This window comes from Burkholderia sp. PAMC 26561, assembly GCF_001557535.2.
Lineage (GTDB): Bacteria > Pseudomonadota > Gammaproteobacteria > Burkholderiales > Burkholderiaceae > Caballeronia.
Genome location: NZ_CP014307.1, coordinates 1281215 through 1301447, shown reverse-complemented (window position 1 = coordinate 1301447; position 20233 = coordinate 1281215). Strand labels below are relative to the sequence as shown.

The window sequence follows — 20233 nt, the reverse complement described above, 5'->3', positions numbered from 1 at the left end:
TTGGAGGTTCATCATGTTCAAGGCACTCATTCCCGCAGTTGTCATCGCATCAGCATTGGCCGCACCGAGCTTCGCGTTCGCGCAGAGCAACAGCCCGGTTACTCGCGCGCAGGTTCGCAGCGAGCTAGTGCAACTGGAACAGGCCGGCTATAACCCGGCATCGGATCGCACCCAATACCCGGCGAACATCCAGGCCGCCGAGCAACGTGTTTCTGCGCGAGACGGCGTGGCGCAAAGCAGCTATGGATCGTCGGTGAGCGGTACGTCGGCGTCGGGCGCACCGGCTGCATCGGTAGGCGGTGGGGTTGATTACAACCGTCCGTAATTGCTGGAAGTCGTTGATCGGCAAGCAGTAGAAAAACCCCGCGGCAGTTACGGCGCGGGGTTTTCTTTTTGATCGGGACGTGAGAAAGGGTGAGCCTTTGCGGGAGCGGAATCACCAAACCCGCTTATGAATTCTCAGCCACTCAAAGCTGGCGCGCAATCACCATACGCTGCACTTCGCTCGTGCCTTCGTAGATCTGCGTGATACGCGCATCGCGATAATGACGTTCCACCGGATAGTCCTCCAGGTACCCATAACCACCATGGATCTGGATGGCTTGCGAGCAGACGCGCTCCGCCATTTCCGATGCAAACAGCTTCGCCTGCGACGCCTCGCTCAGACACGGCAAACCCTCGGTACGCATGCGGGCCGCATGCAGCACCAGCAAACGCGCGGCGTTCAGGTTAGTCTGCATATCGGCGAGAAGATTGGCGACCGACTGATGTTCCTTGATCGGCTTGCCGAACTGCACGCGGTCATGCGAGTAAGCGCGCGCGGCGTCGAACGCGGCCCGCGCGATGCCCACCGCCTGCGCCGCGATGCCGATGCGTCCGCCTTCCAGGTTCGCCAGCGCAATCTTCAAACCCTCGCCGCGCGCACCCAGCAGGTTGCCCGCGGGAATGGTGCAGTCGTCGAGGGTTATCGGGCAGGTATCGGAAGCGCGGATGCCCATCTTGTGTTCGGGCCGCCCGACGTTGAAGCCCGGCGTGTTCGTCGGCACGATGAACGCCGATATGCCCTTCTTGCCAAGTTCCGGATCAGTCACCGCAAAGACAATCGCCATGCCGGCACACGCGCCGTTGGTCGTGAACTGCTTCGCGCCTGATATCACCCATTGGCCGTCGCGTTCCACCGCGCGGGTCTTCAGATTGTTCGCCTCCGATCCGGCCTGCGGCTCGGTCAGGCAAAACGCGCCGATGATCTCGCCCGTCGCCAGTTTCGGCAGATATTCGGCTTTCTGCGCCTCGGTGCCGAACGCGAGTATCGGACCGCAACCCACCGAGTTGTGCACGGCCATCAACGTCGAGCACGACGCGCATCCCGCCGCGATTTCTTCGATAGCCAGCGCGTACGCCACGTAGTCGCTGAATGTGCCGCCCCACTCCGCCGGCACGATCATGCCGAGCAGGCCGAGCTCGCCGAGTTGCCGCACGACTGCGTCGGGTAATCGGGCTGCGCGGTCCCATTCGCCCGCATGTGGCGCGAGCACTTCGGTGGCAAAGTCGCGCGCGGCGTCGCGGATCATGCGTTGGTCATCGGTCAGGAAGCTGTCGATCATGGCGGTCTGGCTCGTGTGGAATACTTGAAGAGGCGCGGGTTTAAAATGCGCCATCGAACCGGAGTGTATGCGCTGCAATCCGCTTCGGCGATGCCTGAAACGATCAAGCTTCCTGAGCGATTCCGCCACCTAGTGACTACCCGAACTGTGGACAGACCCCGGCTGAAAACAGCCAGCGGCAAACATGATGAACGCGGGACGATCGCAGTCGATCTCGTCGAAGAAGCGCTGCGTTGCGCCGAGCGTGGCGGCATCGGGCGCGATGTCCTGCTCGAGCAAGCGGGTATTCACACTGCATCGCTGGCAGCGCCGCTTGCGCGCGTGTCGGCAGCGCAATACGGGCGTTTATGGAGCGCGATTGCGGACGCTCTCGACGATGAATTCTTCGGCCAGGACAGCCACCCGATGCGCCGCGGCAGTTTCGCACTGCTCTGTCACGCTGCGATCGGCTCACGCGATGGCGCCCAGGCGCTCACACGCATTGCCGGTTTCCTGCGGCTGGTGCTGGACGACCTGCGATGCGAATTCGAGGTCAGCGCCACGCGCGTACGAATCCGGCTTGCAGATACTGACGCCGACGCCCCGCACCCGATGTTCGCCTATGCGACCGCGTTCATCATGATCTACGGTTTGTTGTGCTGGCTCGTGGGCCGGCGTATTCCGGTGCTGGCGGCGCATCTGCGCTGTCCCGAGCCGCGCGCCGCCGCCGAATACCGGCTGATGTTCTGCGACGACATGCGCTTTGGGCAATCGGCATCGTATGTGGATCTCGCGCCGGATTTTGCGCGCTTGCCGGTGGTCCAGACCGGCGCCTCGCTCAAGGTGTTCCTGCGGGCGGCGCCGGCAAATTTCATCGTGAAGTATCGCAACGTGGATTCACTGGCCGCACAGGTCCGCCGCAAGTTGCGGCAGATGCCGCCCGCCGAATGGCCGGGCAGCGAGCAGCTCGCCACGGCGTTGAACATGGCAGAAGCCACGCTGCGCCGGCGTCTCAAGCAGGAAGGTGTGACCTACCAGGCCATTCGCGATGCACTGCGCCGTGACATCGCCATCGCGCGCCTTGCCGATACCACCGAGACCATCGCGGAAATCGCGCATGCGCTGGGGTTCGCCGAGCCGAGCGCGTTTCATCGCGCGTTCAGGAAATGGACAGGCGTGCGGCCGGCGGCTTATCGGGTCGTGCGAGGCATGACAGAACCGCTATAGTGAAAACCTGCTGATTCACTCAAGGAGCCGCCATGCCGAAATCGAAAGTCAAGCCGCCTCAAAAGTCGGAGCCCGCGTCCGTGGAGGCCGAACACGTCGAGTCTGCCCTCGACGAAGCACTGGACGAAAGCTTCCCTGCAAGCGACCCGGTCGCCATCTCGTTCGAGCCCGAAGCCGAGTTGCGTAAAAAGCTGCCAGGCTAATCTTCCAGACTGGTCAGCAAGGTCGCGAGTTTTTCGACGTGCTGCATCAGCATGGCCCGATGTTTGTCGATCTGTTCGATACGCCCTGCGAGATCGGCGCGCACGGGCCCGTCAAGCTTGCCCGATGCACCCATATCCTCCGCGCGCGCATTGATGCTGTCGAGCTGCACCATCGACAATTGCCGCTCCACGCGACGCAGATCGGTCAGCAGCAAATCACGGTTGCGCCGGAATATCTGGTCGCGACGCAGCGTCTCGCCTTGCTGCAGCGCCTGGTCGGCAATGCGCCGTGTGGCTTCCGTCTGCGACAGCAGCGGTTCAGGCCCGCGTAACACCGGCCGTTTGGGCGCTGGGTGGGCATTGCCGCGAAAGACCGCCGCCGGCGCTTCCTCATCCATCGCGCGCTGCGTTTCAGGCGGAATGTCGCGTCCGTCGTGACGGTCGTCCATCCAGCGCGGCGGCAGGCCAGTTACCGTTTCCACGCCGCGGATGAACTCTTCGCTGAAGTCGCGTCGTCCGGCCAGAATCAGCTTCATATGCGACGGCGAAAAACTCATCATGCGCGCAATCCTCGCGCCGCCCGCCGGCGATCCCGCGAGCACGTTCAGGTTGCTCCGCCATACTACATACAACGTTTCATCGAAATCTTCCATGGGCTAGTCTCCAAGCAGACGGACTCGCAAGCGTCGCGCAGCGGGGCACATGCGCTCGACGCTCGGGTCCTGGCGAGCCCGTCATTGCAGCGACGCTGCCGAAAATGTAAGCAATGGCGTCGCCTGTGGGCATCTGACCGCATCTTACCGTCATCTCATTATTGTGCGTTTTGTCTGAAGAAGCGTGAAAACCCGCAGCGGTGGAAAAAATCGGTCAATTTGACGGGTTTTTCGCTTTTAGAGCCACCCCGCCCCCTCTGGCAAGCCGATATCTGCCAAACGAATAAATGAAAATTATTCGTTTGGCAGATAATGGGCGTTTATTCGCCACACGCATATTTGACAAATATTCGCTACACGAATAAAATGCGTTTATTCGTGTCACAGATAAATCGCCATGCGGCAGCCTATTGCTACCTCCCATCAAATGGGCGAAATCCTTGCAGCAGGAAGGCGGCGCGCTGGCCTTACACAGACTGAAGCTGCCATCCGGATAGGGGTGAGCCAAAGCCGTATCTCGACGCTCGAAGCCGACTCCGGCGCGTTGACGCTCAACCAGTTGCTGGCGCTTTTCGGCGCATACGGCCTGCAATTGCAGGTCGAAAACCGGGGCGACGCCACGGTCCAAATCACTCAGGAATCAACACCGGAATGGTGATGACCGGGCGCAAATCGCATTCCCGCGCGTTGTCCGTATGGGCCAACGGTGTGCGCATGGGCGTCTGGCAAATTCCCAATCGCGGACCCATGGAGTTCGAGTACGACGCCGCGTGGGCGGTTTCCGACATCGGGCGGCCGTTGTCGCTGTCGCTTCCCATTCCGCTCGACAACGCCCCGCTCAAAGGCGAGCGCGTGCTGAACTACTTCGATAACCTGCTGCCCGACAGTGAAGCCATCCGCCAGCGCATCGGCCGGCGCTTCCGGACCGAGACACTCGATACCTTCGACCTGTTGCAGGCGATCGGCCGCGATTGCGTGGGCGCGGTCCAGCTTCTGGGTATCGATGAAGAACCGGCGGGTGTGCAGCAAATCGACGGAACGCCGCTCTCCGAGCGCGAAATCGAGACCTTGCTGACCCAGACGGGTGGCAACTTCGCTTTCGGTGCTCAGGATGACGAAGATGACTTCCGCATCTCGCTCGCCGGCGCGCAGGAAAAAACCGCGCTGCTCTGGCACGACGGCCAATGGATGAAACCCCACGGCGCGACGCCCACTACGCACATCCTGAAACTTCCGCTCGGTCTGGTCGGAAACCGGCGCGCGGATCTGACTACGTCAGTGGAGAACGAATGGCTCTGCATGCATCTGCTGCGCGCCTATGGTTTGCCGGTGGCGGAGACGAGCATCGAGACGTTCGGCAAGCAACGCGTGCTGAGCGTGAAGCGTTTCGATCGCCAGATGCATTCGAGCGGCAAGTGGCTTTTGCGTTTGCCGCAAGAAGATTTCTGCCAGGTGATGGGGCTGCCGTCGCACAAGAAATATGAAAACGAAGGCGGTCCGGGCGTGATCGATCTGGCCCGCGTGCTTCAGCAATCCAACGAGGCAAGCGACGACGTCGAAACCTTGCTGACCGCGCAGATTCTGTTCTGGCTGCTTGCCGCGCCCGATGGCCACGCGAAAAACTTCAGCATCCGGATCCTGCCGCGCGGCCAGTTCAGGCTGACGCCGCTCTACGATGTCATGTCGATCTGGCCCGTGGAGGGCAAAGGCGCAAGCCAGTGGTCGTGGTTCAAGGCGAAACTCGCGATGGCCATTGCCGGCAAGCATCGTCATTATGCGTTTCGCGATATCCAGCGCCGGCACTTCAACGCCATGGCGCCGAGGTGTTCGTACGGCAATACTGCAGAACCGATCATCCAGCGTCTGATTGCAGACACGCCGCGCGTGATCGCGCAAGTGGCGGCGCAATTGCCGGACGGTTTTCCGGCAAAAGTCTCGGACCGCATATTCGATGGACTTCGCAAGACCGTCGCCGCGCTCGAAGCGATGCCGGACAAATAAAAAAGCAGGACCCGAAGGTCCTGCTGCCCATTATCCGGCTCGTTACCCGGTGATCAAGGCACGTCGCGCAGATAACCTTCCTTCGCTGAATCGCGCATGCGGAACGAGACAATCCCCGCAATCGCGCACAGCGCCGTCACATACCAGTAGAACGTCGACTCGCTGCCAATGGACTTGAGGAACAGCGCCACGTACTCGGCCGAGCCGCCGAACACGGCGTTGGCCACCGCATACGACAAACCCACGCCCAGCGCACGCACTTCGGCGGGGAACATTTCGGCCTTGATCAATCCGCTGATCGATGTGTAGAGACTCACGATAGCCAATGCGACCACGACCAGCACGAACGCCACGATCGGGCTCGTGACATCCTTCAGCGCATGCAGGATGGGCACGGTGCAGATGGTCGCGAGCACGCCGAACCAGATCATCGATGTACGCCGGCCGATCCGGTCCGACAGCGCGCCGAACGCCGGCTGCATGATCATGTAGACGAAGAGCGCAGCGGTCATGACGTTGCTCGCTGTCTTGGCGTGCATGCCGGCTGTGTTCACCAGATACTTCTGCATGTAAGTGGTGAACGTGTAGAAGATCAGCGACCCGCCCGCTGTGAATCCCAGCACGGTCAAAAATGCGGTCTTGTGCTGCATCAGGCCGCGCAGCGTGCCGGCCTCTTTGAGCTTGCGGCTTTCGGCGGTCGTGGTTTCATCGAGTGATTTGCGCAAGTACAGCGAGACGAGTGCCGCAAGCGCGCCAATGCCAAACGGAATGCGCCATCCCCATGCCTTCAGCTCATCCGTGCTCAGCACTTGTTGCAAGACGACAAGCACCAGCAACGCTGCGAGCTGTCCGCCAATCAGCGTCACATACTGGAATGACGCGAAAAACCCCCGTCGTCCCTGCAGCGCCACTTCACTCATATAAGTAGCGCTCGTGCCGTATTCGCCACCCACCGACAAACCCTGGAACAGCCGCGCGATCAGCAGGAAAAATGGCGCCCATGCGCCGATGCTCGAATAGGTAGGCAGGAAACAGATGACAAGCGAGCCCGCGCACATCATCAAAACCGAGATCATCATGGAGGTGCGACGGCCGTGTTTGTCGGCGATACGGCCGAACATCCAGCCGCCGATTGGCCGCATCAAGAAGCCCGCCGCGAATACGCCGGCCGTGTTGAGCAACTGCGTGGTCGGATTGCCGCTCGGGAAAAACGCCGGCGCAAAGTACAGCGCGAGGAACGAGTAGATATAAAAGTCGAACCACTCGACGAGGTTCCCCGACGACGCACCGACGATCGCGAGAACGCGGCGCCGGGTATCCGCGGATTTGGAGAGGGCTAGTTCGGCCATGCTGATTGGACTCCTGTCGCGTAATGAAAACAGCGGAAAAACGGCGGCTCGTGGCCGCTCTTGAACCGGTCGGGTGCCGGTGGAAAAGATGACGCCTGCGTAAGCCAGGGCGTTCGGGCGCAAGTTTATACGACGCGGCCCGGCTTGGCGCGTGATGACAGTTACCCGTTTTTGTGCTTACAGTTAGATTCAAGACACAAGACGGGTGTCATGATCGGCTTCACGCAGGTGCCTTTCGCAGCAAGGATTGCAGCCATATCAACGGTTACCGGCCGGTCACTCGAATGTGCGGCCGCGCCCGAGCGAAGCTTACAGACAAGCGCTCTGCAAGCGCTTGGTAATTACCCTGACCGGGCGAAAAGACAAGGCAAACGGCGAGCCCAACTATTGCCATAATTGCGGACGCTCGATTTTTCTGGAGAACCGCAATGAACCCGCAGTCATCGAACCCGACGCTCGACGCCGCCCTTGCATCCAAATTTGCGGCGCTCGCGCTTGGCCACCTCACGCGCGAATATCCGAACAAACTCGAACACGTGATGGGCAGCGCCGCCGATGTCAAAGGTCCGCGCGCGCTGCATCCCATCTTCTATGGCAGCTTCGACTGGCACTCCTGCGTTCACGGTTACTGGCTGATTGCAAGGCTGATCGACCGGTTTCCGGATTTTCCGGAAGCATCGCGAATCCGCGCGTTGATCGACGACCATTTCACGGCCGCCAACGTCGCCGCCGAAGTCGCGTATCTGGAACGTCCGGAGGCGCGCGGCTTCGAGCGTCCTTACGGCTGGGCATGGCTGCTCGCGCTCGCCGGACAGCTTGAATCGATGAAAACGCCGGACGGCCAGCGTTGGGCGAATACGCTCAGGCCGCTCGCGTCGGCCTTCGTGGATCGCTTTACGGAGTTCCTGCCGAAGTCCACGTATCCGCTGCGCGTGGGTACGCACTTCAATACGGCGTTTGCGCTGACATTGTCAGTGGGGTATGCGCGCCAGGTTGGCAACGCGGCGTTCGAGACGTTGATCATCGATACCGCCCGTCGCTGGTACTTGAACGATGCCGCTTGCCAGGCGTGGGAACCAGCCGGCGATGAGTTCCTGTCTCCGTCGCTGATTGAAGCCGAGTTGATGCGGCGCGTGCTGCCGCCGGTCGAGTTCGAAGGATGGTTCGACCGCTTCCTGCCACGGCTTGTTGCGCGCGAACCGGCGACGCTTTTCACGCCCGCAACGGTCACGGACAGAAGCGACGGCAAGCTTGCGCACCTCGATGGCTTGAACCTGAGCCGCGCCTGGTGCCAGCGCTCGCTCGCACGTTCACTGAAACCCGGCGATGCCCGGATCAGCGCGCTCGAAGCCACGGCCCACGATCACCTTGCGGCCGGACTCGCGCACGTAGCCGGCGACTACATGGGCGAACACTGGCTTGCGACCTTCGCGCTGCTGGCGCTGGAAGCCTGAGGTTTTGTAAGCCCGAAGCGCAAAGCTTCAACCACGCGGCTGGAATGCGATTACGCTCATGCCGACCAGCGCGATCGCCATCCCGGCCCAGTCCCAGCTCGACGGCCGGATCCGTTCAACGGCCCACAGCCACATGATCGCCACCGCGATATACACGCCGCCGTACGCCGCATACACACGTCCGGCGGCGCTTGCATGCAGCGTGAGCAGCCACGCGAAGAGCGCCAGCGATAGCGCGCCGGGCACGAGGAGCCACGGCGAGCCGTCTTCCTTCAGCCATCGATACGGAAGATAACAGCCGACAATCTCGGCGATCGCGGTGAGCACATAAAGCAGGATGGTCTTCATGACGGAAGCAGTTGGCGAGCGTGCAAAGGACCCACAGCAGAACTCACGACGACGCCCAATGCAAGCAAATTTGCAGGCACAATCGCCCGAGCGAACGGAGCCTCAGCCCGTTCCGCCCTCGTCCCATCCCCCGCCGAGTGCCTTGTACACCGCGATCAGATCGGTCGTCACGCTGACCGTCGATTGCGCGAGTTGCTGGCGCGTGGAGGCGAGTTGCCGTTCGGCATCGAGAACCGTGATGAACGTCACGAGCCCTTTCCTGTAGCTGTCGGTGGCGAGCTGCAGGCTGATGCGGTTTGCCTCCACGGTTCGCATGAGAGCCTCGCGCCGGTCCTGATCGGTCCTATATGAGACCAGCGAATTATCCACGTCCTGCAGCGCCTTCAGCACGGTCGACCGGTATTGCAGCGCCGCCTCCGCGGCTTGCGATTTCGCGATCCGCACGTTCGCCCGCAGCGCGCCGCCCTCGAAGATCGGCAGGGAAATGCTCGGGCCCACCGAATAGAAAAGACTCGACCAGTGCGCGAGATAACGGGCGCGCGTGGCACGCGTCCCGACGCTGCCCGTCAGCGAGATATCCGGGTACATCTGCGCGACCGCCACGCCGACTTCCGCCGTCGCCGAATGCAGATCGCTTTCCGCGCGACGAATATCCGGACGCCGCCGAGCAAGTGTCGATGGCAAGCCGATCGGCACGCTCGGCGGCGCTGGCGGCACTGCGCCGGGCGTTTCGAGTTCGGCATCGAGCGCGCCCGGCACGCTGCCGGTCAACACGGCAAGACCGTTCATGGCTTGCGCGATCTGCGCATCGAATTGGGGAAGCTGCGACTGGAGCGAGCCGACTTGCGCCGTTGCGCTTTGAACATCGCTCTGGCTCGTCAGGCCGACGCGTGCCTGTTCCCGCGTGAGGTCTAGAATCTGTTGCTCGGAATCGATTTCTGCCAGCGTGATCTGCTTGAGCAACTGCGCGCCGCGCAGTTGCGAATAGGTCTGCGCGACTTCGGCTTCGAGCGAGACGAGCGCATCGTTACGATTTTCGATAGCCGACTGCGTCTGCGCATTGGCCGATTCCACCGAGCGTCGCACGCGGCCGAACAGATCGAGTTCCCACGATGCATCGAAGCCGTCCTGGAAGAGATTGACCGGCCCGGTCGCGGAATCGATTGCGTTGCGAACACGCGGTGCGTTCGCCCCGAGCCCATTGATCTGGTCGAACGCACCTTGCGATTCGAGGATGCCCTTGAGACCGAGTTGCTCACGCATATAACTCGCGTTTGCGCTGACTTGCGGCAAACCTTGTGCGCCTGCAGCCACGGCTTGTTCGCGCGCCCCCGTGATGCGCAGCACCGCGCTCTGCAAATCGAGATTCCCCGCAATGGCGCGATCGATCAGTGAGTTGAGCGTGGCGTCGTTGAATCCGCGCCACCAGCGCGGATCGGGATCGGCGTTTGTATCGATGATGGTCGGCACGCCCGCGTGCGGGATGCGCATATCGTCCGGCGGATTTTGCACGCGTTGCAAATCACGCCAGTTATCAGGCGCTTTTGCGTCGGGCTCCGTAAAATTCGGGCCGACGGAACAGGCACTCGTAAAAAGCGCAAGCAATGCAATCGATAACGAAGTCAGGCGTTTGTTCATCTCAGTGCCCTCCTCCGCCGCCCGAAGCTTTCACCGGTGAAAAGAAGAACGTCACCGGGACGAAGCACAACGCAAAGATCGCGACGGCGCCGAACACATCGAGATAAGCCAGGATCGTGGACTGCGATATGAACTGCTTGTACATGAGGCCGGTTGCTGTCGTCATGGCCTGTTGCATGGTCTGGCCCATGTCCATCAGTGTGCGCGTCATGCGTTGTACAGAATCGTTGTAATTGGGATTGAGCGTTGTCATGTGCACGGACATGTGGGCCATGTTCGCCTGCGTGCGCTCGACGATCATCGCGGTGGAAAGCGAAATGCCGATCGATCCCGCGACGTTGCGAAACATTGTGAAGAGCGCGGAAGCGTCCGCATTCTCCGACGGCTTGAGCGTCAGATACGCGAGGGTTGTTATTGGTACGAAGAGGAAAGCAATCGCAATGGATTGCGAACTTCGCATGATGGTCAGCGTCTTGAAGTCGATATTCGGCACGAGGTGATGTGTGAAGAACAACGCGCACGACATCAGGAAGAAACCGAACGCAACCAGGAAGCGCGTTTGTATGATCGGCATGAGCTTGCTGACAATGGGAATGATGGCGACGATCATCATCGCCCCGGGCGACAACACGAGCCCTGCAAGAGTGGCGGTGTACCCGAGTTGCTGCTGCGCAAGCTGCGGAACGAGCACCGCACTGCCATAGAGAATGCTGGCGAAGCCGACCATGCAAATGGAACTCAGCGCGAAGTTTTTATCCTTCAGCACGCGCAGATCGACGACCGGTTTCTTCGCGTAGAGCAGCCAGAATATCGCGCCGACAATGCCGATCGCCGACAGGATCGCGAACGTGGTGATGAAGCCGGACTTGAACCAGTCGTCATCCTCGCCGCGATCGAGGAACACTTGCAGGCACCCCAGGCCCAGCGCAATCAGGCCGATGCCGATGTAATCCAGCCCGAGTTCCTTACGATCCTTTTTCTTCTCCCACGGCGGGTCTTCAACAAACTGCATCACCGCGATGGTTGTGATCACGCCAATTGGCACGTTGATCAGGAACACCCAGCGCCAGGTCAAATTATCGGTAATCCACCCGCCGAGCGTCGGGCCGACCACGGGCGCGACCACGATCGCCACGGCGGATATCGAAAACGCGCGCCCCCGTTGCTCGGGTGGAAACGTGTCAAGGATGATGGACTGCTGGTTGGGTTGCAAACCGCCGCCAAAGAAACCTTGAAGCACGCGGAAAATGATCAGTTGCCACAGGTTGGTGGCGAGGCCGCACAGCAGCGAGCACATTGTAAAAGCCGCTATGCAAATCAGGAAATAGCGCTTGCGTCCCAGCAGTTTCGAGAAGAACGCGGAGATTGGCAACACGATCCCGTTCGCCACCAGATACGCGGTCAGCGTCCACGTGGCTTCGTCGTAGCTTGCGGACATCGCGCCCGAAATGTGCGGCAGCGCGACGTTGACAATCGTTGTGTCGAGCACTTCCATGAACGCCGCGAGCGTGACCACCACCGCGATCAGCCACGGGTTGGACTTCGGCTTCCAGTCGGCGCGCTCGCTCATTTCAGCATCACCTTCGGCACGACGGAAAGACCAAGCGGCAACGGCAAGTCGGGTTGCAGGCCGTTATCGATCAGGATTTTCACCGGCACGCGCTGCACGATTTTCACGAAATTACCCGTCGCGTTTTCCGCAGGGAATGCCGAGAAGCGCGAGCCGCTGCCAAGCTGGATGCTGTCCACGTGACCATGCAGTTTCAGGTCCGGATAGGCATCGACGGCAACGTCCACCGCGTCGCCCGGACGCATGCGCTCGAGCTGCGACTCCTTGAAGTTGGCGGTAACCCAGACAGTCGTGGTCACGAGCGAAAAGATCGACGTGCCTGCCTGCAGGAAGGTCCCGTATTGCACATTGCGTTTTGTGACCCAGCCATCGGCGGGGGCGTGCAACTCGGTGTACGAGAGATTGAGCGCGGCCGCTTCGACTTGCGCTTCTGCCTGGTGGACCTGCTCGCGGCGTTCGTCGACGGTAGCCTGGGCCTGACTGATCTGTTGCGGCACGAGGCTCGCAGTCTTCACCTGCGCGCGAGCCTGCGCGACATTGGCAAGCGCGCTTTGTTGCTGCGCGTTGGCGGTATCGATGTTTTGTTGCGACGTTGCGCGAACGTCCACCGAATGCTGGCGTTCATACGCGGCCCGGCTCTGCGTGAGATTCGCTTGTGCAGACTGTTGCTGTGCCTTGGCCTGCGTGAGTTGCGCCGGATACTGCACTCGCGCAATAGCCAGTTGCACTTGCGCCGCGTTGAGCTGCGCCCTGGCGAGGCCGAGTTGCGCATTTGCCTGATCGAGTTGCGCCTGGTAGTCGCGGGGATCGATCTTGATCAGGAGGTCGTTCTTATGGACGAACTTGTTGTCGCCGAGATTCATGACCACGACATAACCCGAAACCTTCGGCGCGATGGTGACCGCATCGCCGTCGGTGTAGGCATCGTCCGTGCTCACCTGATTGCGGGTTGCGAACCACCAGATCAGCCCCGCGATGATGATCAGGACGACGATGACGCCGAGAATGATGAGCGGCTTTTTTCCAGGGCCTTTCTTCTTGTCGTCTTTTTGTCCTTGTCATCGCCCTGTTTTTTATCGTCGCCGGATTTGTCTTTGTCGTCGCCCGCATCGTCTTTTTTTGAGTCTTCCTTTTTATCGTCGGAATGCTCGGCGTCGTGGTCAGGTTTTTCGTCTTGATCAGGCATCAGGCTTCTCTCACTCGTTCAAGCCTGAAGCGCGCAGGACCAGTTCCTCACGCCAGGCAAGAGGTCGACAGATAGGGGTTCGGGCGCCGATGGTGTCTTACCCGCAAGCGGTTCAGCGCAAGCGGAGTGCTGCAGCAAACATCATGCCTCCGGTTTTCGTGCTCTTTTCATTGGTATCCGGGATGCTGCGATTACCGGATTTACAAACGGCAATTCGTTTTTCCCCGCGTTCTGAAAGGATTTTGTCATGCTTAGCGAACAAGAAATATCCGCACTTCAAGACGTCGTACCGAGCCTTCTGAGCGAAGCCAAAACTGCGTCGCCCGAGAACAAGGATTTTGTTTTCTCCATGGAACTCGAGTCGCATCTCCTGCCCGGTCTGCGTATCCGCATGCCGCCTTCCCCGGACGATAATCCTCCGCCCTTCCCGCTCGATCTTTTTGTCGGCATTCCGCTTGCGGAGCTGAAAGCCGTGGCCCATGCGGACGCCGCCGAACGCCAGAAGCTGATCGCTCATTTCGGCGCCACGTTCTCGCCGCGGCTGCTTCGTGCGATCCAGCATTTCGATGCGCATACCGTCAATTACGAGGCCGGCTTTCAAAGCGAGCCAGGAACAACGAGTGTCATTCTGGAAGATTCGGTCTGACGTTTGGCGCGAGAGTATGTGCATGAAGCGGCGCCGACAAATATGCGATCAGCGGATAGTGGTCCGACGCCACGCGCGCCAGCGCGCTTCTATGCACCTCGACCTTCATGAGCCGCTCGCCCGGATGCACCCAGATGCGATCCAGTGCGAACAGGGGATATCGCGTGGGAAAAGTCTTCGGCGAACTCGCGCGATAAAAATGCGAAACCAGCCGGCGCAGCGTCCGGCCGTAAATGAACCACTCGTTGAGGTCGCCTAAAAGGATCACGGGAAGATCCGGCGTATCGAAGCGTTGCAGCACCTGCTCGACCTGCGCGCGTCTTTCACTCGATGCCAGCCCGAGATGCGTCGCGACAACGCGCCATGTTTCCCCGCCGCAATCAATATCCGCATCGAGGGCGCCGCGTGGTTCGCGGCTCTTGAACGAAAGGTCGAGCGTGCGGACCGCGCGCACCGGGAAGCGCGTGAGCACTGCATTGCCGTAACGGCGCGCAGGGGTATCGAGTGTGGGACCTTCCACGGCATGAAGACCCGTCAAACGTTGCAGGATCGAGAGCACATCGGGCGCGGCGCTGCCGCCTAACGGCACTTCCTGGAGCGCGAATATATCGGCATCGATTTCGGCAAGCACCGCCGCGATCCGTTCCGGCGCAAGCTTGCCGTCCACGCCGACCGCACCATGAACGTTGTATGTGGCGATCCGGAGACCGCGCGAAGAGAGCGGGGACAACGACAACGGCGAAGGCGGTTCCATGCGAACTTCGTGCATCGACGTCATGGGCTTACCTCGCGAGCCGCTTCCTTGGGCGCCTCGACTTCGACATCCACAACACGTTCATGCGGCGGTTGCGCGTCACGCTGGCGCTGGCGCTCGCCTTCCTCCGCACGCTCTTTGCGGCCGAGGAACCGCTGCAGCAACACCGATACCGCCACCAGCACCACGCCAATTCCAATCAGCACGCCAAAGGACCCGGCGGTCGGATGCCGCAGCGACGCCACCAGTTGATGCGCGAACGCGACTGTCAGCAAGATACCCGGCCCCATGCCAATCAATGTACCAAGCATGAAATCCCGCAGGCCGATCATGGATGCGCCCGCAACCAGATTCACGATCGTAAAAGGCGCAACCGGCAAGATCCGCAGGATGACGACCGCGACCAGCCCGCGTTTCGCGACGCGTTCGCTGAGCTTGTTCACGCGCGCACCGGCCACGCGCCGCACCACATCACGGCCAAGCCATTCGCCCAACAGATACGTCACGGCCGCCGCGGCCAGCGTTCCAATGAGCGCGTAAAAACTGCCCCATGCCGCGCCGAAAACAAGGCCGGTAGTCGCAATCAGGAGCGTGACGGGTATCGATACGACCGCCGCCAGCACATACGCAAGCAGGACCCAAAGCGGCGCGAGCGGCAGCGTATCGATTCGGCGCGTCTGGCGTGCGAGCGCGGCGAGATTGAGGTAGTCGCCAAGCGACGTCCAATGCATGGCGGCCGCGAATCCGACAATCAGGAATGCCAGCACGCCGAGCAACGCAAACCTGCCGATCAGCCGATGCGGCTTTTCCATCGGCACGAACTGACCCACGAGCTGATCAGCCTCCACCGGCTTCTCCGGATCGATCAACGCTTCCGGCGGCACGAGCCGGTCGACATCCGGCGTCACGGTCGGGTTCAAACGCTCCAGGGTGCGATGTTCGCCAGCATCTTTCATCAATGCTGCGATTGCGTCGTTCATGCTGTGGCGCGCGTCGAATTCGCGGGCAAACTCGGCAGTCTCGCAGCCGATATGTTCGGCAATCAGCGTATTGCGCATGCCGGCAAGCGCGGCCTGGATGCGCGGGTCGCCGTCGGCATCGATGGCGATGTTGCATTCAGTGTCGAGCACCATCGACCGGTTGTTGAGGTTCGCCGATCCGACCAGCAGCAAATCGTCGTCAATGAACATCAGCTTGCTGTGCACGTTCACGCAACCGGTTTCCAGCCCCGGCACGCAAGGCGACATCAGCCGGTAGCGGTCGTGCGCGTCCGCGCCCTTGAGCATCCGATGTAATCGCGCACGCAACACGCCCATCGTCATTTCCTGCAGCCAGCCGCTTTGCATGCGCGGGGAAACGATGGTGATATCGGGGCCATCCGGCTTCTCGAGCATTCCCTTCAACGCCCCGCCGACAGAACCTGCAGTGAAATACTGGTTCTCTATATAGATAGAGCGCTGCGCGCGCTCGATGGCGTCGAGATACTGCTGGCGAATCTGCTGCACGGCAGGCCGTCCGTCGAACGCGGGTTCGGTCAGCGAAATCGCGAGCTCGACGTTCTGCAGATCCACCTTGCGCGACGGCGGCCACGGGTCGTTCTCGCTCATCGATCGATGCGAGCGGATCGCAAAACGCCGGCCGCATGCACGTTGCCAGCGCTCGCGCGCCAGAAGGCCGATTGACCGCGCGGCGTCGCCGTCGAACATCGTGTGGACATCGTGAAACGGTTGATAGGGCTCGCCGTTCGCGTCGCGGCGCAGCGGATCATTGGCGTCGTGCCGCGGCGTGTCCCAACGCGAACGCGTCAGGTCCATGCCGCCGACAAACGCCAGTTTGTCGTCGATCACCACGACCTTTTGATGATGCGATGCGCCCATCGGATGCTTGCCGTCCATCTGGAACGCGACCCGCCGATGCGAGCGCCAACCCATTTTGTAGACCGGCAGCCACTCGCGCTCGAACGCGTAGAGCATCGCGAAATCCCACGCGAGAATGTAAATGCGCAGGCGCTTTCGTGTCGCCGCGACATCGTGCAGGAAATCGCCGAGGGCGTCGGCATAACCGTCGTCGGCGCCTTCGGGCGTGAGCTTCATGCGGCTGTCGATGTCCCAGCCGAGAATGAACACGGTCCGCTGCGCTCGCGTAATCGCTTCACGCAGCACGCGGAAATAATCCGAGCCGTCGATCAGCAGACTGAATCGGTCAGCATGGCGAACACTGTCGCAATTGCGGCCCGGCTGGAAAAACGCGTCGTCTGTCATGCGTTGGCCTGGCGATAGGGCACGACAAGATAGGTCGAGGCTCATCGAAAGATTTTTGCAAGCACCGTGCCTGGCGCTGCAGCGCGGCAAAACAGCATGGCGTTCCGGAAAACACCGTACAGGGAACGAACTGCCGTTCTGTACCGGTACTGTACCGATCAGTCCTCATACACTCGTGCTCTGAACCTGAGAACCGTCCGACCAGGAATGCCATGCATCTCGATGCCGCCTTGATGACCGCACTGCCCGCCGCGTTGTTGTTCGCGCTCGTCACTTCCATCACACCTGGCCCGAACAACACCATGCTGCTTGCATCGGGCGTGAACTTTGGCTTGCGCCGCACCATGCCCCACGTGCTGGGCATCAGCGTGGGCGTGGCAATTCTGATGATTCTGGCTGGACTCGGCGTGGCGCAGGCATTCGCGCACTTCACCTGGGCTTACACGCTGCTGGAAACGCTCAGCGTGGCGTATTTGTTGTACCTGGCGTGGAAGATCGCGACTTCATCGGCCGTGCAAGTCCGTGAAGGCGAGCGCCGCCCCATGCGCTTCATCGAAGCCGCCGCGTTCCAGTGGATCAACCCGAAAGCGTGGATGATGGTACTGACCGCCGCAACGACCATCCATCTGCATTCGAGCATCTCCATGAACGCCGTGCTCATGGCGCTGGTGTTCATCGTGGTCGGGATGCCCTGCATTATCTTGTGGGCGGCGTTCGGCACGTCGATGCGCAAGGTGCTTACGAATCCGCGTTCGCTACGGTTTTTCAACTGGACGATGGCCGCCTTGCTTGTGTTGTCCCTGTACCCGATCGTGGAGCGCGCGCTGGCTTAGTTCGTGTAATCAGCGAGCCATACGTTGCGCAGAGGACGCCGTATTTGACGCTTCGCGTTTTCGTATTCAGCCTATTTTGCTCAAGGCGGCGCATACTGGACCTGCCTGCCGCCGCGCAAAATATGCAGCCTCATTGCAACTTTAGCCGTTCAAAGCGGCAAGAACTGCGCTCATTCCGCCCTACCGGGGGATCGACAGGCACGTATGAAGCTTGCTTCCCGATCAACTCGCGCCCTGTTGGCGCGGCTTTGAAATCTCCCAAGGAGTCGCCATGTCTGGAGCTAACCGCCCGTCCGGTCCCGCAACACGCAAGTCCCTCGACCTCGCCGATCAGATTGAACGCGATGAACTCGAGAACAACCTGCCGGACGCGCTAAACCACGCCGACGAGGACGATCTCGACGACGAACCCGACTCCGGCACGCCCCGCCGATAACACGTCTCTCACGTTTGCAGCGCCTGCCGGCGCTCCCTATCAGCCGCACTTGCGCAACGCAGTGCGGTTTTTTTGCGGCTCCGTTGCGGCCTGGTTGTTTATCGCGCCCTTTTTTAGCGGGATGCGCATTTTGGGCACGAGGGTTGCTCTAAGTACCGCGCTGCAGGACACAGCGGCATTTCAAGCAATCAAAGCGGCCGGGCGTCAAGCCAGCACGCAAACCAATCCGATAAATCGACCCTTTGGAGGGCTTCATGCTTCGATACGCTGTCATCTTTTTCATCATCGCGATCATCGCGGCATTTTTCGGCTTCGGCGGTATCGCAAGTGGCGCAACCGAGATCGCGAAGATCCTGTTCTTCATCTTTATCGTGATCTTCCTGGCTACGTTGCTGCTCGGCGTATTCAGGCGATGAAGCCGCGGTGTTCCTGAACCGGGAACACCGTTGTGACAGACGCAAAAAAGCGCGGGGATGCCCGCGCTTTTTTGCGTGTGGCGTGGGCAGAGATCAGCGCGACCTCCCCTTCCACCCTTCGATAAACCGCCACAACGCATCCTCCATTGAATACGGCACATTGAACCGAAACCACTCGCTGGCGGCATCGTCTGGACGAAAGTAGGAGCCAGGAGCGAGCCAGATGCCATGTTCCAGCGCCTGCGTGGCCAGTTCATTGGCGTGTTCCGCTTCGACCGGCAGGCGCGCCCACAAGAACAACCCGGCGCGTGGCCTGCAAAACACCTCCACTCCGAGCGCATCCATGCGTTCTTCCACGTCCAGGTGCGCATCTTTCAACTTCTCGGTCACCGCTTCGACATGCCGCGCGTAGCGTCCTTCGGTCAGCACCTTCTCGACAATGCGCTCCGTCGCCGCCGATGAAGTCAGCCCCACCGCCATCTTCGTGCGCGCCAGTTCGCGCAACACGTCGCGCTCCGCGACTACGTAACCGCAGCGCAATCCCGGCGTGATGGTCTTCGAAAATCCGCCTATATAAAGCACACGGTTCAGGCCTTCCATCGCCGCCAGCAGCGGTGCGCCGGGCGGTACGAGTTCACGGCTGACATCGTCTTCCACCACCCACAAGCCGTGGCGTTCGGCGATCTGCAGCAGACGGAACGCCGCCGCCATGCCGAAGGTCGCGCCGGTCGGATTCTGCAGCGTCGTATTGACGAAGATCGCCTTGGGCTTGTGTTCGAGGACGAGCCGCTCGAGGACATCGGTATCGATACCCGCCGGCGTGCGCGGCACGCCCAGCACTGTCAGCCCTGCGAGCCGCAGGATCTGCAGCAGATTGCAATAACCGGGATCTTCGACGATCACCTTGTCGCCGGGCCGTAGAAGCGTGCGCACGATGAGGTCGAGCGCTTGCGTCGCGCCCGCGGTCAACAGCACGTTGGCGGCCGGGTCCGCCGGCAGGCCGTACCTGTCGAGCTGCTCGGCGATGCGTTCGCGCAACGGCGCGAAACCATACGGATGCCCGTAGTCCGCCATGCGTGCGGCAGGTACGCGGCTCACCGACCGCAACGCGTGATGCAGGCCGCTTTCGTTGACCCATTCATTGGGCAACCAGCCGCAGCCAGCCTTGATCGGCACGGAGTGATCGGCGAAGACATCGGACAGCAGCCAGGTTGCGGTCAGGCTCGGCGGTTGCCACGCGACGCTGCGCCTGGGCGCGGCCGCCGTGCGCGCCGCCACCCTGTAGCCGGAACCGCGCCGCGCGACGACGAGTCCCATCGACACAAGCCGTCCATATGCCTCGGTGACCGTGAACGTGCTGAGGCGTTCGGTTTGTGCAAGCTGACGTACCGACGGCAGCAACGCCCCGGCTCGCAGCGTCTGCTGTTCGATCGCGCCGGAGAACGCAGTCACGAGCTGCTCGACGAGCGTCGCCTGCGCCCGGTCGCGGTCCAGTTGAAGTTCGATCATGAATCGCTGAAAAGAGGATGATCAAGGAAGTGAACCAGCCGGATCAGTGTGAAGCACATGCGGCGGCGTCACCAATACAGTTTCCATCATTCTGCCAGCACAGTTCTTCGCGCGACAGGACAACTGTCTATGCCGCGGGTTTTTATCGAGGACTACATTGCGTGTT

Annotated in this window: 19 protein-coding genes and 1 pseudogene; 10 read left to right on the top strand and 10 right to left on the bottom strand. The window is 61.0% G+C overall.

The features are described 5' to 3' along the window. The first annotated feature begins 13 nt into the window (after positions 1-13). Positions 14-325: a DUF4148 domain-containing protein gene (locus AXG89_RS21460; protein ID WP_062172335.1), complete on the top strand. Its 312-nt coding sequence runs from the start codon at positions 14-16 to the stop codon at positions 323-325. Positions 326-467: 142 nt separating this feature from the next. Here the strand turns inward: AXG89_RS21460 and AXG89_RS21455 are convergent, their stop codons facing one another. Continuing rightward, positions 468-1601: an acyl-CoA dehydrogenase family protein gene (locus AXG89_RS21455; RefSeq protein WP_062172636.1), complete on the bottom strand. Its 1134-nt coding sequence runs from the start codon at positions 1599-1601 to the stop codon at positions 468-470. A gap of 150 nt (positions 1602-1751) precedes the next feature. Between AXG89_RS21455 and AXG89_RS21450 the strand changes: the two genes are divergently transcribed. Together AXG89_RS21450 and AXG89_RS42245 are read left to right on the top strand one after the other, a co-directional pair. Next, positions 1752-2810, top strand: coding sequence for an AraC family transcriptional regulator (locus AXG89_RS21450; protein WP_236873436.1), 1059 nt, complete (start codon positions 1752-1754; stop codon positions 2808-2810). 32 nt (positions 2811-2842) lie between these two features. Next, complete coding sequence (locus tag AXG89_RS42245; RefSeq protein WP_162916098.1) at positions 2843-3013, top strand: hypothetical protein; 171 nt, start codon at positions 2843-2845, stop codon at positions 3011-3013. Here the strand turns inward: AXG89_RS42245 and AXG89_RS21445 are convergent. Next, positions 3010-3666, bottom strand: a complete 657-nt coding sequence (locus AXG89_RS21445) for a hypothetical protein (protein ID WP_062172334.1) — start codon at positions 3664-3666, stop codon at positions 3010-3012. The two genes, AXG89_RS42245 and AXG89_RS21445, sit on opposite strands and share 4 nt — an antisense overlap. A 397-nt stretch (positions 3667-4063) precedes the next feature. Here AXG89_RS21445 and AXG89_RS21440 point away from each other — a divergent pair, with 397 nt between their 5' ends. After that, positions 4064-4324, top strand: coding sequence for a helix-turn-helix domain-containing protein (locus AXG89_RS21440; RefSeq protein WP_062172333.1), 261 nt, complete (start codon positions 4064-4066; stop codon positions 4322-4324). Continuing rightward, positions 4324-5667, top strand: coding sequence for a type II toxin-antitoxin system HipA family toxin (locus AXG89_RS21435; RefSeq protein WP_062172634.1), 1344 nt, complete (start codon positions 4324-4326; stop codon positions 5665-5667). The genes AXG89_RS21440 and AXG89_RS21435 overlap by 1 nt, the downstream gene beginning before the upstream one ends. A 53-nt stretch (positions 5668-5720) precedes the next feature. Here the strand turns inward: AXG89_RS21435 and AXG89_RS21430 are convergent, their stop codons facing one another. Beyond that, on the bottom strand, positions 5721-7016 hold the full coding sequence (locus AXG89_RS21430; RefSeq protein ID WP_062002578.1) for an MFS family transporter: 1296 nt from the start codon (positions 7014-7016) through the stop codon (positions 5721-5723). A 428-nt stretch (positions 7017-7444) separates the two neighbouring features. Between AXG89_RS21430 and AXG89_RS21425 the strand changes: the two genes are divergently transcribed. Continuing rightward, the gene (locus AXG89_RS21425) at positions 7445-8470 is read left to right on the top strand and encodes a DUF2891 domain-containing protein (protein ID WP_062172332.1); all 1026 of its coding nucleotides are present in this window, start codon (positions 7445-7447) and stop codon (positions 8468-8470) included. Positions 8471-8497: 27 nt separating this feature from the next. Here the strand turns inward: AXG89_RS21425 and AXG89_RS21420 are convergent, their stop codons facing one another. The 4 genes and pseudogenes from AXG89_RS21420 to AXG89_RS21405 all read right to left on the bottom strand — a co-directional run bounded on the left by AXG89_RS21420 (position 8498) and on the right by AXG89_RS21405 (position 13212). After that, the gene (locus AXG89_RS21420) at positions 8498-8818 is read right to left on the bottom strand and encodes a YnfA family protein (protein ID WP_062172331.1); all 321 of its coding nucleotides are present in this window, start codon (positions 8816-8818) and stop codon (positions 8498-8500) included. 102 nt (positions 8819-8920) lie between these two features. After that, positions 8921-10456 (bottom strand): efflux transporter outer membrane subunit, encoded by a 1536-nt coding sequence (locus AXG89_RS21415; RefSeq protein WP_062172330.1) that lies wholly within the window; start codon positions 10454-10456, stop codon positions 8921-8923. A gap of 1 nt (position 10457) precedes the next feature. Continuing rightward, positions 10458-12026 carry a DHA2 family efflux MFS transporter permease subunit gene (locus AXG89_RS21410; protein WP_062002574.1) on the bottom strand — a complete coding sequence of 523 codons (1569 nt, stop codon included), beginning with the start codon at positions 12024-12026 and terminating at the stop codon, positions 10458-10460. Beyond that, positions 12023-13212 (bottom strand): annotated as a pseudogene (locus AXG89_RS21405) (HlyD family secretion protein). Before AXG89_RS21405 ends, AXG89_RS21410 begins: the two are co-directional and overlap by 4 nt. Before the next feature lie 247 nt (positions 13213-13459). On the opposite strand from AXG89_RS21405, the gene AXG89_RS21400 reads away from it, so the two are divergent. Further along, complete coding sequence (locus AXG89_RS21400; RefSeq protein ID WP_062172329.1) at positions 13460-13858, top strand: hypothetical protein; 399 nt, start codon at positions 13460-13462, stop codon at positions 13856-13858. Here the strand turns inward: AXG89_RS21400 and AXG89_RS21395 are convergent. Both AXG89_RS21395 and AXG89_RS21390 read right to left on the bottom strand, forming a co-directional pair. Next, the gene (locus AXG89_RS21395) at positions 13836-14627 is read right to left on the bottom strand and encodes an endonuclease/exonuclease/phosphatase family protein (protein WP_442861752.1); all 792 of its coding nucleotides are present in this window, start codon (positions 14625-14627) and stop codon (positions 13836-13838) included. The genes AXG89_RS21400 and AXG89_RS21395 overlap by 23 nt on opposite strands. Positions 14628-14632: 5 nt before the next feature. Further along, entirely contained in the window at positions 14633-16873 is a 2241-nt protein-coding gene (locus tag AXG89_RS21390) for a VTT domain-containing protein (protein ID WP_062172327.1), read from the bottom strand. A 212-nt stretch (positions 16874-17085) separates the two neighbouring features. Between AXG89_RS21390 and AXG89_RS21385 the strand changes: the two genes are divergently transcribed. From AXG89_RS21385 to AXG89_RS21380, 3 genes are all read left to right on the top strand, one after another. Then, a complete protein-coding gene (locus tag AXG89_RS21385; RefSeq protein WP_062172326.1) occupies positions 17086-17706 on the top strand; it encodes a LysE family translocator in 621 nt (206 codons plus the stop codon). A 271-nt stretch (positions 17707-17977) separates the two neighbouring features. Next, a complete protein-coding gene (locus AXG89_RS42235; RefSeq protein WP_155524323.1) occupies positions 17978-18142 on the top strand; it encodes a hypothetical protein in 165 nt (54 codons plus the stop codon). Between the two features lie 254 nt (positions 18143-18396). Beyond that, positions 18397-18558, top strand: a complete 162-nt coding sequence (locus AXG89_RS21380) for a DUF1328 family protein (RefSeq protein WP_031363615.1) — start codon at positions 18397-18399, stop codon at positions 18556-18558. Between the two features lie 93 nt (positions 18559-18651). On the opposite strand, the gene AXG89_RS21375 is transcribed toward AXG89_RS21380, so the two are convergent. After that, positions 18652-20067 (bottom strand): aminotransferase-like domain-containing protein, encoded by a 1416-nt coding sequence (locus AXG89_RS21375; protein WP_062172325.1) that lies wholly within the window; start codon positions 20065-20067, stop codon positions 18652-18654. Positions 20068-20233: the final 166 nt, after the last annotated feature.